The sequence below is a fragment of the Streptomyces sp. NPDC093097 genome (assembly GCF_044754325.1).
Lineage (GTDB): Bacteria > Actinomycetota > Actinomycetes > Streptomycetales > Streptomycetaceae > Streptomyces.
Genome location: NZ_JBIVOW010000023.1, coordinates 80,604 through 92,986, shown reverse-complemented (window position 1 = coordinate 92,986; position 12,383 = coordinate 80,604). Strand labels below are relative to the sequence as shown.

11 protein-coding genes are annotated in these 12,383 nt (G+C 72.8%); 5 read left to right on the top strand and 6 right to left on the bottom strand.

Features of this window, described 5'->3' with window-relative positions; translation table 11 throughout:
• Window positions 1-118: 118 nt before the first annotated feature.
• A complete protein-coding gene (locus ACIQE0_RS31230; RefSeq protein WP_402338678.1) occupies window positions 119-1,249 on the top strand; it encodes an MFS transporter in 1,131 nt (376 codons plus the stop codon).
• A gap of 51 nt (window positions 1,250-1,300) precedes the next feature.
• Here the strand turns inward: ACIQE0_RS31230 and ACIQE0_RS31225 are convergent, their stop codons facing one another.
• From ACIQE0_RS31225 to ACIQE0_RS31210, 4 genes are all read right to left on the bottom strand, one after another.
• The gene (locus ACIQE0_RS31225; RefSeq protein WP_402338618.1) at window positions 1,301-2,743 is read right to left on the bottom strand and encodes a S8 family serine peptidase; all 1,443 of its coding nucleotides are present in this window, start codon (window positions 2,741-2,743) and stop codon (window positions 1,301-1,303) included.
• Between the two features lie 106 nt (window positions 2,744-2,849).
• The gene (locus tag ACIQE0_RS31220) at window positions 2,850-4,274 is read right to left on the bottom strand and encodes an MFS transporter (protein ID WP_402338616.1); all 1,425 of its coding nucleotides are present in this window, start codon (window positions 4,272-4,274) and stop codon (window positions 2,850-2,852) included.
• A gap of 543 nt (window positions 4,275-4,817) precedes the next feature.
• The gene (gene helR / locus ACIQE0_RS31215; protein WP_402338614.1) at window positions 4,818-6,986 is read right to left on the bottom strand and encodes an RNA polymerase recycling motor ATPase HelR; all 2,169 of its coding nucleotides are present in this window, start codon (window positions 6,984-6,986) and stop codon (window positions 4,818-4,820) included.
• Window positions 6,987-7,291: 305 nt separating this feature from the next.
• Window positions 7,292-7,738, bottom strand: coding sequence for a DUF3626 domain-containing protein (locus ACIQE0_RS31210; RefSeq protein ID WP_402338612.1), 447 nt, complete (start codon window positions 7,736-7,738; stop codon window positions 7,292-7,294).
• Here ACIQE0_RS31210 and ACIQE0_RS31205 point away from each other — a divergent pair.
• The gene (locus ACIQE0_RS31205; RefSeq protein ID WP_366332064.1) at window positions 7,698-7,802 is read left to right on the top strand and encodes a tail fiber protein; all 105 of its coding nucleotides are present in this window, start codon (window positions 7,698-7,700) and stop codon (window positions 7,800-7,802) included. The two genes, ACIQE0_RS31210 and ACIQE0_RS31205, sit on opposite strands and share 41 nt — an antisense overlap.
• 85 nt (window positions 7,803-7,887) lie before the next feature.
• On the opposite strand, the gene ACIQE0_RS31200 is transcribed toward ACIQE0_RS31205, so the two are convergent.
• On the bottom strand, window positions 7,888-8,982 hold the full coding sequence (locus ACIQE0_RS31200; protein WP_402338610.1) for an LPXTG cell wall anchor domain-containing protein: 1,095 nt from the start codon (window positions 8,980-8,982) through the stop codon (window positions 7,888-7,890).
• 282 nt (window positions 8,983-9,264) lie between these two features.
• Between ACIQE0_RS31200 and ACIQE0_RS31195 the strand changes: the two genes are divergently transcribed.
• The 3 genes from ACIQE0_RS31195 (at window position 9,265) to ACIQE0_RS31185 (ending at window position 10,916) form a co-directional block, all read left to right on the top strand.
• Window positions 9,265-9,417: a hypothetical protein gene (locus ACIQE0_RS31195; RefSeq protein WP_402338608.1), complete on the top strand. Its 153-nt coding sequence runs from the start codon at window positions 9,265-9,267 to the stop codon at window positions 9,415-9,417.
• Between the two features lie 90 nt (window positions 9,418-9,507).
• Entirely contained in the window at window positions 9,508-9,657 is a 150-nt protein-coding gene (locus ACIQE0_RS31190) for a hypothetical protein (RefSeq protein ID WP_402338606.1), read from the top strand.
• Between the two features lie 422 nt (window positions 9,658-10,079).
• Window positions 10,080-10,916: a methyltransferase domain-containing protein gene (locus ACIQE0_RS31185; RefSeq protein WP_402338604.1), complete on the top strand. Its 837-nt coding sequence runs from the start codon at window positions 10,080-10,082 to the stop codon at window positions 10,914-10,916.
• A 136-nt stretch (window positions 10,917-11,052) separates the two neighbouring features.
• Here ACIQE0_RS31185 and ACIQE0_RS31180 read toward each other — a convergent pair whose 3' ends face one another.
• Window positions 11,053-12,012 carry an alpha/beta hydrolase gene (locus tag ACIQE0_RS31180; RefSeq protein ID WP_402338677.1) on the bottom strand — a complete coding sequence of 320 codons (960 nt, stop codon included), beginning with the start codon at window positions 12,010-12,012 and terminating at the stop codon, window positions 11,053-11,055.
• Window positions 12,013-12,383 lie beyond the last annotated feature (371 nt).

The following is a 12,383-nucleotide window of genomic DNA, read 5'->3' as shown; positions in this document are numbered from 1 at the left end:
GCCCCGCCGCGACGAGGATCGCCTCATGTCGTCGCCTACGCACCCCTCTTCCCTGTCCGACCGCTCGTCGCAGCAGTCCGGCTCCCCGCGCACGCCGGGGTCCCGGGCCCGGCGGCCGATCGCCGTCCTGTCCGTCGGTCACGCCTGCGTGGACGTGTACCAGGGGGCCGTCTCCGCGCTGGTGCCGTTCTTCGTGGCGGAGCGCCAGTACTCCTACGCGGCGGCCTCGGGGGTGGTGCTCGCCGCCTCGCTGCTCTCCTCGGTGGTCCAGCCCGTCTTCGGGGCGCTGACGGACCGCCGTCGGATGCCCTGGCTGCTGCCGTTGAGCACACTCGCGGCCGGGTTGGGGATCGCGCTGAGCGGAGTGAGCCGTTCCTATCCGCTGACGCTGCTGTGCGTCGCCGTCGCCGGGGTGGGGGTCGCCGCCTACCACCCGGAGTCGGCGCGGGTGGCGCGGCTGGCCGGCCGCGGCAGCCACACCGCGATGGGCTGGTTCTCGTTCGGTGGCAACGTCGGGTTCGCGCTGGCCCCGCTGCTGGTCACCCCGGTGGTCGCGGCGGGCGGGCTGGGTGCCACCCCCGTGCTGGCCGTCCCGGCGGTGATGGGCGCGGCGCTGACCGTGTTCGCCCTGCGGCGGGGCTCGGTCGGCGGGGACGAAAGCCGTGCGGGAGCGCGCTCCACCGGGCGGGACGACCGGCGCTCCTTCGTCCGGCTGGCACTGGCGATCGTCTGCCGGTCGATCGTCTTCGTGGTGCTCGGCAGCTTCGTCTCGCTCTACGCCCGCCAGCGGACCGGGGGCGGCGCGAGCGCGGGGGCGGCGGCGCTCTTCGTCCTCTACCTGGGCGGCGCGGTCGGCACCGTCCTGGGCAGCCGGCTGGCGGCGCGCTGGGACCGGGTGCGGGTCGTGCGGTGGTCGTACGCCGCGACGGTGCTCGCCGTCGCGGGTGTGGTCCTCGTTCCGGGCCCGGCCCTCTATCTGTGCGTGGCGCTGGCCTCGGCCGGTCTGTACATCCCCTTCTCCCTCCAGGTGACGTTGGGTCAGGACTATCTGCCGTCCCGCGTCGGCACCGCCAGCGGGGTCACCCTCGGCCTCGCGGTCAGCGTCGGCGGGGTCGCCAGCCCTCTGGTCGGTGCCCTCGCCGACGCCACGTCCCTGCACACCGCCCTCCTCCCCCTCATCGCCCTCCCCGCCGTGGGCTGGGTCCTCACCCGCCGTCTCCCGGAGCCCCCGGCCCCGCCGCGGAGTTGACGCCCGGCGGTCGGGGGCGTGCGGTGACAGCCGCGAGGTGGTCGCCCTCGTTCATCCCCGGGGTGCCTGGGCCAGCCTCGGGACGAGGACGGCCGCGTCGACCGTGCCGAGCCCGGAGGCCAGGTCGTAACCCGGCTTCGCCTGGAAGCCGTTGGGGCCGTTGTTCCCCTCGGTGATGTCGATGACCCCGCCCCGGGGATCGGTGGCCAGGCCGTAGAGCCGCTGGTGGATGTCGCCGAGCCGGTGGCCGGCCTTCTGGTTGGCGAGGGCGACCAGCGCAGCGAACATGGGGGCGGCCTCGCTGGTGCCGCCCACCGTCAGCCAGCCCCGGCCCGCGGGGAGGAATCCCTGGTAGACGAGGGTGCCGCCGGCGGCGGAGCCGTCCATGACGATGTCGGGGGTACCGCGGCGCCCGCCCACGACGTGCGCCACCCGGTCCTGGTAGCCGGGGCGGGCGAAGGTCTGGGAGGGGCCGCCGCCGGAGGCGCCGCCCCGGTCGCGCCAGACCGAGTCCGGCCGGGTGCGCCGGCCCTGGCCGTCGAGGTGCAGGCGGGAGCCGCCCAGGGCCAGCACGCTGGGGTCGGAGGCGGGCCAGGAGACGGACCTGACGCGTGCGCCGCCCGGTCCGATGGGCGGCGCGGCGCCGGTGTCGCCCGTACTGGCGGTGAGGGTGGTGCCCTCGGCCACGACCTCGGCCAGTGCGGGGCGGAACGCGGCCAGGTCGCGGGCGGGTGCGTGGTTGTTGCCGGCGGCGGTGTACTCCTCGATGCCGAAGCTGATCGAGATCGCGTCGGGGTGGTGCCTGCGGGCGCTCTGCGCGATGCCGTCGAGGATCAGGGCCGCGCCGGCCGCCGCCGACCGCCTGGCATCCTCGGCGCTCGCCGCCTCGGGCACGGCCCGGGGGGTGCCGGGCACCGGGGAGGGAGAGGTGAAGGCGCGCTGCGGCAGGCCGATCTGGGTGACGACGATCTTCGCGTCGGGCGCCAGCATGTGCACCATCTGCGTGTCGAGGGTGGCCTCCAGGGCGATGTCCGCCATCTTCTTGTTCGTCGCGTCGAACGGTGCGATGCGTCCGATCGGGGCGTACCGGTCGACGGTCAGGTCCGGGGCGGGCAGCTTCATGGTCGCGCTGAAGGTTTCGAGGTCCTTCTTCAGCGTGTCGGGCACGACCTCCTCGTAGACCACGACGGTCCGTCCTTTGCCGGTGATGCCGGCGGAGTTGAGCTTGTCGACGCCGTACGCCCCGCGCACCAAGTCGGCGGTGTAGCAGGCGGAGCCGAGCGTCCGCAGGCAGGTGGCCTGGGACGGGAGGTGCCTGAAGGGGCGGAACGTGGCCGACGGCGGGGAGGCGGCGGGGGCTGCCGCCGATGACGTCCTGGGCGTCTCGGGAGCGGGGGCGGGACCGCCCGCGCAGCCGGGGACGGCAACGATCAGGGCCGCGATCGACGTCGCGGCGAGGGAACGACGCAGGGATACCAGGCTCGGAATGATCACATACCGATCATGAGCACAGCCGGCGGGCGGGCGCCCCTCGCGCTGGTCCGTCGGGAGCCGCGGGCCGGTGGTGGCGTCAGGGGCCCCTCTTCCCGGCGCCCGCCGCTCATCCCACTCCCGGGCTCCGCATCGGCTCGCGCAGCGGCTGCTCGGCGACGCCCTGCTTCGGTGGTGCGAGGTGGATCAGGGCCGCCGACGCCAGTGCGACGACGCCGCACGCTCCCCACAGCAGCAGGTAGGCGGTCAGCGACGGCTGGTGCGTGGACTCCTGCAGCAGGCCGTTGAAGACCGCGGCCGCCGCGGCACCGGTGATGCTGCCGCCGGCCGTCTTGAGGTTGTAGTAGACCGCGGTGGACGCCGCCCCCCGGTCGCGCGGGCTCCCCTCGCTGATGATGGTGGGCAGCCCGCTGATCGCCAGGCCGACGCCCGCGTCCGAGACCATGTGGCCGGCGTACCACAGCGGCAGGACGGCGTATCCCACGATCTTCAGCAGGAATCCGGCGGCCAGGAGGAGGAAGGCGAGGGCGAGCATGGTGCGGTAGCCCAGCCGTCGGCCGACGGCGGCCGAGACGCCGGCGGTCGCGAAGCTGACGAGGGCCGGGACGGCGATCCACAGGCCGATCTGCCAGTGCGGCAGCCCGAAGCCGTATCCGGTCTCTTCGGGAACGGCGTCGAGGAAGGCGACGGTGACGCTCTGGCTGCCGAGGACCACGACGCCCACGGCGAATCCGCAGCCGAAGGCCGGTGCGATGCTGCGGCTCGCCATCGCACGCACGTCGATCAGGGGTTCGCTGCTGCGCAGCGAGACGGCCACCCACAGGGCCAGGACCATCGGTGCGAGGAGCAGACCGCCCAGGACCAGTGGGGAGAGCCAGCCCCGCGTGGTGCCCTGGGAGACGGCGCCGAGCAGCAGGGTGAGGCCGAGGCCGAGCAGTATGGCGCCCCTCCAGTCCATCCGTCCGTTCGCCCGCTGTCCGGTCGCGGCGATGCGGGGGGTGAGGGCGAGGGCCAGGCACAGGACGGCCAGCGCCGCCAGGTTCCACAGCACCGTGCGTCCTCCGCCGGTGACGGAGGCCAGCGGTCCGGCCGAGGCGGTGCCGGTCGTCGCGCCGAGGATGAGCGCCGCGGCCAGGAGGCTGACCGCGCGGCGGCTGCCCGCGGTGTCCAGCCGGTCGCGCACCAGTCCGACGGACAGCGGGAGCAGCGAGTCGAGCGGACCGAGCAGGACGCGGCCGGCGAGGAAGACCTCCAGCGTCGGCGCCACGGCGCACAGCACGGAGCCGACGGTGATCGTCACGAGCGCGACGCGCAGCATGAGGCGATGGCCGTGCAGGTCCCCCAGGCGCCCGAAGGCCGGCACGCACACGGCGGCGGACAGGAACTGCGCGGCCGTGATCCACATGGCCTGTCCGGTGCTGGTGTGCAGCGCGTCGCGGATGACGGGCAGCAGGGAGACGACGCTGCCCTGGATGAACCCGTCGAGCAGGACGAAGGTGAGGAGAGGGACGATAAGAGCTGAGGGAACAGACACGGATACCCTGCGGGCAACAACCGTGCTCATGGCACTCCAGGGGGATTCGCAACCGGCGGTGGCTGCGGACCGGTCCGCACGGCGTCGAATGGCATTGCCCGCGCCACGGTGGTGAAACCCGGCGCGCCGACAACACCGCACTCCCGGGCGACACGATTGCGCTGTGTGAGTGCCCCGGCGCAGCGCCGGGGCATCGCAGCATGGAGAGGTAAAGGCCCCCGGAACAGCCGAAGTTCGAAGATCAGCGGTCGATGCGGCGCCACGCCCCCCTCCACCGCATCAACACGCCCATCACACCCACCAGTTCGACTCCCCGCCGCGGCGCCGCCCTCACCTCCGTCGAGCACGGCTTCCCTCAACACCTGTATGCCGAACGCGAGATGGGCGCACCCATGGACCAGGAGGCAGCGCCGCCCAGAGCCTTCGCGGCCGCTCCACACGTCCGCCCAACAGGAGTTCGGCCCGCGGTGCGTTCACACCCTGGCGCCCCGGCCTCCTGAGACCGCACGCCCCAGGAGGCCGATCACGTCGCCCGGAGCGGCGTCAAGGGCTGGTGAGGATGACGAGTTGCCGAGTCGCCCGGGTCATCGCGACATAGCGGTCCACCGCTCCCTCGACGCCCTCGCCGAACGCCTCCGGGTCGACGAGGACGACCAGGTCGAACTCAAGCCCCTTCGACAGCCCGGGAGTCAGCGACCGGACCCGGGAGGTCGCCCGGAACGTGGGATCGCCGATCACACAGGCGATCCCCTCGGCGTGCGCATCGAGCCAGGCATCGAGGATCGCGTCCCGCTGCGCGACGGACCCCTGCACGACGGGGGCGCCGCCGCGGCGGATGGACGTCGGCACACTGGCATCCGGGAGCACGGCGCGGATGACCGGCTCGGCCTCCGCCATCACCTCTTCCGGTGTGCGGTAGTTGACGCTCAGGGACGCCACCTCGACCCGGTCGAGCCCGATCCGTTCGAGCCGCTCCCGCCACGACTCCGCGAACCCGTGCCTGGCCTGGGCGCGGTCCCCGACGATGGTGAAGCTCCGGGACGGGCAGCGGAGCAGCAGCATCTGCCATTCCGCGTCGGTCAGTTCCTGCGCCTCGTCCACGACGATGTGCGCGAACGGCCCGGCGAGCACGTCCGGGGCGACGGTGGGCAGTTCGGCCTCGTTGACCAGACTCACCTTGGCGTCCTCGCCACGCAGCATCCTCACCAGGCCCTCGCCGTCGTCACCGTCGGCGCCGGAGTCGGCCGCGGCCTGGATCAGATTGTCGACGACCTGGTCCATCTGCGCGCGCTGGGCAGCGAGGACGGCCTCGTGCCGGCGCTTGCGACGGGCCGCCTCCGGGTCGCCGAGCCGCTGCCGCGCCGCGTCCAGCAGCGGCAGGTCGGACACCGTCCATGCCTGGGCGTCCGCGCGCTGCAGCCTGCGCACCTCGTCGCGGCTGAGCCAGGGAGCGCACCTCCGCAGATAGGCGGGGACCGACCACAGGTCTCCGACGAGGTCGGCCGCCTCCAGCAGCGGCCATGCGCGGTGGAGGGCGGTGACCAACTCCTCGTCGTGCCGCAGCGACCTCCCGAACAGTTCGGCCGGGATGTCGTCGCCGCACTTGTCCAGCAGGATCGCGACCAGTTCGTCCCAGATCTGCTCGCGCGCCTCGTTGTGCGGCGTGCCCGGTCCCGCCGCGTCGAACGCCTCGGCCCAGTCATCGGCGCTCAGCCAGAGGTCGGCCCAGTCCTTGGTGACCGCCATCCCCTCGGCGGGCGGCTCCTCGTAGAGCCGCACCGCCGCCTCGATCGCCATCACCATCGGCGCGGACGACTTCAGCAGGGCCACCTCCGGATCACACTCCTCGGCCGCTGCGGCCCCCTCGGCGACGAGGTCCCGCACGGTGCAGGTCTGCACGCCCTCCTCCCCGAGACTGGGCAGGACGTCCTCGACATAGGCCAGATAGGGCTGGTGCGGTCCGACGAACAGCACGCCGCCCCGACGGTGGCCAAGGCGCGGCTCGGAGTAGAGCAGATGGGCGGTGCGGTGCAGCGCGACGACCGTCTTCCCCGTGCCCGGGCCGCCGTCGACGACGAGCGCGCCGCGGGAACCGGCCCGGATGATGGCGTCCTGGTCGGCCTGGAGGGTGGCGAGCACATCGCGCATCCGGGCCGACCGGGTGCTGCCCAGACTGGCGATGAAGGCGGACTGGTCGTCGAGGGCGGCATGCCCGTCCAGTCCGTCGGCGGCGAACACCTCGTCCCAGTAGTCGCTGATCCGGCCGCCGGTCCAGCGGTATCTGCGGCGGCTCGCCAGTCCCATCGGGTTGGCGTGGGTCGCGGCGAAGAACGGCTCGGCCGCGGGCGAACGCCAGTCGATCAGCAGCCGGCGCCCGGAACTGTCGGTGAGGCCGAGCCGGCCGACGTACACCGGCTCGGGATCGTCAGCGCCGACGATGCGCCCCAGGCACAGGTCCAGTCCGAAGCGGCGCAGGGCACGCAGCCGACCGGTCAGCCGGTGGACCTCCGCGTCCCGGTCCATCGCGTCCCGGCCGACACCACCGGGCGCCTTGAGCTCGGCATCGAGGCGCTCGGACAGTTCGCCGATCGTCTGCTCCAGGCTCTCCGCGATGTCCCCGAAGTGCTTCTCGTCGTCGGCGATCAGCCTCGGATCGGCCTTGGCGGCGAGGCGGCCGGAAAGGCGGAATGCACTGGCGGTCAGGTGACTCATGCCATCCACTCCGCTCCGATGCCGTGTCCGCGTACACATCCGCATCCGCATCCGCGAATTCCCGCGGCATGCACCCCTGCACCCCTGCACCGGACGCCCGCACCGGCAGCGCGCATCCCACCCCCGGGCCCGGCGCCCGCACACACCCCGAAGACCGACAACACCACATGCACTTCGCAAATCCCCCGTTCCCGCAGGTTCTGGCTTCGGTCAGCGATTTTGCGGCATGACCGGGGCCTTGCGGCAAGCCCCCCGGTGCGCTATAGGTTGAGAGTGGCAAGGAGCGGTCGCTCTCCTTGCCTTTCTTATTGCCTGGATTCACCTCGACAGGCGCAAACTGGGCCAGGCATCCCCTCTCCGGGCACGTCGCCGTTGCCGGCGCGGAGCGGAGGGCCGAACCGCGCCAGGCAGTGCCAGACCTTCTTGAGATCCTGCGGGTCGTAGCAACCTGCCTGGGCGGCTGCGCCGATGGCCCTGGGGTCGAGCCGGCCGTCGACCGCGATCTCGGCTCCCAGGTCGACGTACCGCTGGCCCCGGTACTCCGAGTGGCGCCGCAAGTGATCGACGGTGAGCCGGAAGCCCGGATGCCACTCGATCGGACAGGGCAGTGCGCGGGCCGCCTCTTCCACGACCGTGCCGCGATAGCTGGGATCGAGAACCAGCGCCTCGACGTCACGGTCGAACCTGACCGACCCGTGGACCTGCGCCTCGATGTGGCCGTCCACGGCATCGAGGCCGTCGGCCGCCGCCAACTCGACGAGCGAGCAGGAAGCCGCAACACCGAAGGCGGTGGGGGACGTTGAGCTGTCCGGGTAGCAGAACGTGGCTCGGGCGAGCGCCGTCCAGACCTGGTGGGTGAGGCCGGGCCCCGGATGCGTGCCGGGGCCCGACCCGTCGGCCCCTACGCTGCGGCTCCGCTGCCACCGCCGGCAGTGGCCTTGCGGCGGCGTACGGTGATGACCGCGCCCGCTCCCACGGCCATCGCCACGCCGCCCACCAGGGCGATCGTCGGCAGTGCGGAGGACGAACCGGTCGCGGCCAGTTGCCCGTTGGCGGCGGTCTCCTCGGCGCCGCCCTGCGGAGTGGACCCGCCCGTGGACCCGCCCGTGGCGCCACCACCGGGGTTGGCGCTCTCACTCGGCTTACCCGGCCTACCGGGCTTGCCTGGCTTGCCGCCCGCGGGGAGGATCTTGAAGTCGTACTGCTCGTGGTTGGAGTCGCCGCAGGAGCCGTCCTTGTTGTAGAACGTCCCCTCGATGATCGCGTAACCGGCTCCGGGCTTGGCCGAAACGATCGCACGGACACGCAGCGGCAGCGTGACGGTGCTGTGCGCGGCGACCGGGAAACCGGTGAACTCGCTGTCGATCGTGGCGTCTTCGAAGGTCAGCCACTTGCCCGTCACGGGATTGCGGAACTCCGCCTCCAGCTCGTCGTACTGCCGGTCGACGATCTCGGAGGAGGCGATGTACGGCTGCGGCCGGACCCTCTCCATCGCCTTGTCGGAGGTGTTGGTGACGGTGATGGATGCCTGGCTCCAGTCGGCGCCGACGACGAACCCGGACGGCAGTCCCTTGATCGCCATCTGCAGGTACGTCGGCGCGCTCTCGCAGTGCGGGCCCGGAGGCGAGTCGTCGGAGGAACCGCCGGAGCTCTCAACGGAGTTGCTGCCGGATGCCTGGTCGGGCTTGGCTTCAGGCGCGGGGCCCTTGTCCGGCTTGGCCTCGGGTGCGGACTCCTTGTCCGGCGTGGCTTCGGGCGCCGGCTTGTCGCCGCTTCCCGTGCCGGGTTCCGCGGCACCGTCGGCCGCGGTGGTCGGGCGCTGCGCCCCGGGTGACTCGCCACCCTTGTCTGAACTTCTTGTTCTCTGTGGCTCGTTGGCGTGCGCCGACGGGCCCGGCGTTTCCGTGGCGAGCGCGGCGGCAGGCGTGGCCAGTACGGCCGCGGGTGCGATCACCGTCGCCGCCGCGGCGGCCGTCAGGACTTGGCGGAACTTCATGATGAAGACCTTCCTGGGACGTCGCCCCATCTGTTGGACGACTGCCTCTACATGACCGTTGAAGGGGAAAATGGTTGCGGCGCACGGCCGGTTGTGAGGGGTAGATCACAGCGCCGTTGGCTGTCTGGGGCGTGGTGCCGCGTTCGGCCGTTGGCCCTTGCCCCGTCCGGGAGTTGAGCGTCCGTTCGGTCTGTCGGGGCTCGCCGCTGTGCCTCCGATTTCGGCGCAGGGAGGGGCGGGAAGGGGGGCGGGAAGGGCGCGGAAGAGCTCTCCGCGGGCACCGTGGCCCGGCTGCGCGCCCGCCTCGGACTGCCCGCCGACGCGCCCTCGGCGTCGCTCGGGGACGTCCGGCCGGTCTTCCACGGTTTCAGTCCGCTGGTGGTGCCGCGCCCTGCGGACTGGCCCTCCCGGGTCGATGTGACGGGCTACTGGTGACCGGCCCGGCCGCGCGACTGGCGGCCCCCGGCCCGGCTGGTCGATTTCCTCCAGGCCGGCCCGCCCCCGGTGTTCATCGGGTTCGGCAGCATGGCACCGGGCCAGGGGGAACGGCTGAGTGAGCTGGTGGGCGCGGCGGTGCGGCGGGCGGGGGTGCGCGCGGTGGTGCAGGCGGGGTGGGCCGAACTGGGCGGCGGTGACGAGGACATCCTGGCCGTGGGGGAGGTGCCGCACGACTGACTGTTCCCCCGCACCGCTGCCGTCGTCCACCATGCCGGGGCGGGGACCACCGGAGCCGGACTGCGGGCGGGGGTGCCGGCCGTCCCGGTGCCCGTCATGGCCGACCAGCCGTTCTGGGCGGCTCGGCTGCACCGCTTGGGGGGTCGCTCCCCGACCGCTGCCGTTCCAGGACCTCACCGCCGAAGCCCTCGCCGCCGCGATCACGGCCTGTGTGACCGAGGAGTCCCACCGCCACCGCGCGGCCGAACTCGCCCGCCAGATCGCCGCGGAGGACGGCGCGGCCGCCGTGCTGGCCCACGTCGGCGCCAGGCACGCCGACTGAGACCACCGGCCCCGCTCCGCCCCTCTGCCTTCCTTGCGTCTCCCCTCCCCCCCCCGCACAGGCTCCCGCGGCTGGTGGAGCCCCCTGTTATGTTCGGGCGGTGACGGACTACGAAGCGGCCGACGAGCGCCGCAAGGGGTATCTGCTGGACAATCGGCAGGCCGAGGCCGGGGAACGCTTCACGGCGTTGGCGGAGTTGTTCGATCCGGTGACGTTCCGGCGGCTGCGGGCCCTGGGGATCGCGGGCGGGTGGCATTGCTGGGAGGTCGGGGCGGGCGGCCCGAGCGTGCCCGGGTGGCTGGCCGAGCGGGTCGGGGAGCAGGGCCGGGTGCTGGCCACCGATCTCGACACGTCGTGGATGCCGCAGGCCGGGGCGCCGTACGAGGTGGTCCGACACGACGTGGGTACCGGCGAGGCGCCGGAGGGGCAGTTCGACCTGGTGCACGCGCGGCTCGTCCTGGTGCATGTGCCGCAGCGCGAGGCCGCGTTGCGGGCGATGGTGCGGGCCCTGCGTCCCGGCGGGTGGCTGCTGCTGGAGGATGCCGATCCGGCGCTGCAACCGCTGGCCTGCCCCGATGAGTACGGCCCTGAGCAGGAGCTCGCGAACCGTATCCGGCGCGGCTTTCGCTCACTGCTCGCGGAGCGGGGCGCGCAGCTCGCCTTCGGGCGGACGCTCCCCCGGCTGCTGCGTACGGCCGGGCTGGTCGACGTCGAGGCCGATGCCTACTTCCCCATCACCTCTCCGATCGGGAGTGCGCTGGAGGCCGCGACCGTGCGGCAGATCCGCGAGCGGTTGATCGAGGGCGGGCTGGCGACGGCCGAGGAGATCGAGGAGCATCTGACCAACATCGCCTCCGGGCGCCTCGACACGGCGACGGCGCCGTTGATCTCCGCTTGGGGGCGGAAGCCGCTGGAGCCGGTCGTCGGCAACGCATAACGGCCGTGCCCCCCGGCGCGACATGACGGCCGTGTCGTCAGCAGCGCCCGGCCGTTTCGTCAGCACCACATGGCGGCCGTTTCGTCAGCATCACATGGCGGCCGTGGCGCTCGGCGGCACATGGCGACGGTGGCGCTCAGCAGGCTGATCCGTTGCTCGTACCGGACTGTGTGAGGAGGCGCCGAAGCCAGCGGGTGCGGGCGGTGTGAGCGTCCTGGCTGAGGGCCGCCTGCGGTGCGAGGGTGTCGAAGCCGTGGCAGGCTCCGGGCCATACGTGCAGTTCGGCTTGGCCGCCGGCCTGCCAGATCGCGTTGGCGTAGGCCACGTCCTCGTCCCTGAACGTCTCGGCCGACCCGACCTCGATATAGGCCGGGGGCAGCCGGGACAGATCGGTGGCGCGGGCGGGAGCCGCGTAGGCGGGGAGGTCCTCGGCGCCGTACCGGTCGCCGAGCAATGCCTGCCAGGCAGTTGCGTTGGAGGTGCGGTCCCAGGTGTCGATGCCGGCCATCTGGTGGCTGGAGAAGGTGTTGTTGCGGTCGTCGAGCATCGGGCACAGGAGCAGTTGCCCGATCGGCGCGGGCCCGCCGCGGTCACGGGTCAACAGGGCGAGTGCCGCGGCGAGTCCGCCGCCGGCGCTCTTCCCTCCGATGACGACGCGGTCCGCGTCGATGCCCAGTTCGGCCGCGTGCGCGGCCACCCAGACCAGCCCGGCGTAACAGTCCTCCACCGGTTCGGGATACCGCGCCTGCGGTGCCAGCGGGTACTCGACGGAGACGACCGCCAACTCCAGTGTGAGAGCCCAGTCGCGAAGCAGCCGCGGGAGCACGGACCACGCGTTGCCCGTGATCATCCCGCCACCGTGCAGGTAGTACAGCAGCGGCAACTGCCTGGCGATCCCGGCGGGTCGGGCGCTGATGAGCGTGAGGTCCCGGCCGTCCGACGCGCCGGGGACGCTCAGCTCGGCCACCTCGAAGCGGCCGTCGGCCCGGAGGTCCCGGACCGTCGGCCTGGGCCGGGCCGCGGCGTCCCGCGCCTGCCGGCCCGCCAGGTTCTCCGGGGTGAACGGCTTCCTCGCCTCCTCCCCCAACCCCGCCAGAACCACGCGCAGTTCAGGGTCCAGGAGAACCGCTTCCCAAGCCCCCGCACCGGGCCCTTCGAGCTCCGACGACGCGTCACCCACACTCACCACAGGCCACCCCTCCGGGAGCGGAAACACCGGCCGACGCCCTGACCGGATCGACTGAATCCACTCATTTGCCTCGACCGGCTCGACCCACTCGACCGGCCCGGCCGCACGACCGTGCATCGGGGGAACGCTCGCGCGCAGTCCATGCGGCGTAGTCAACCACCTGCCAGGCAGCGGCACATCCTCAGCGAAGCTCGTCATCCGAGGACTGGCCCAACCTGGCGGGAACTGGCCGGATATGGCCCGACCTCGCGGGATAGGGGCCGGCCGACATCGACCGT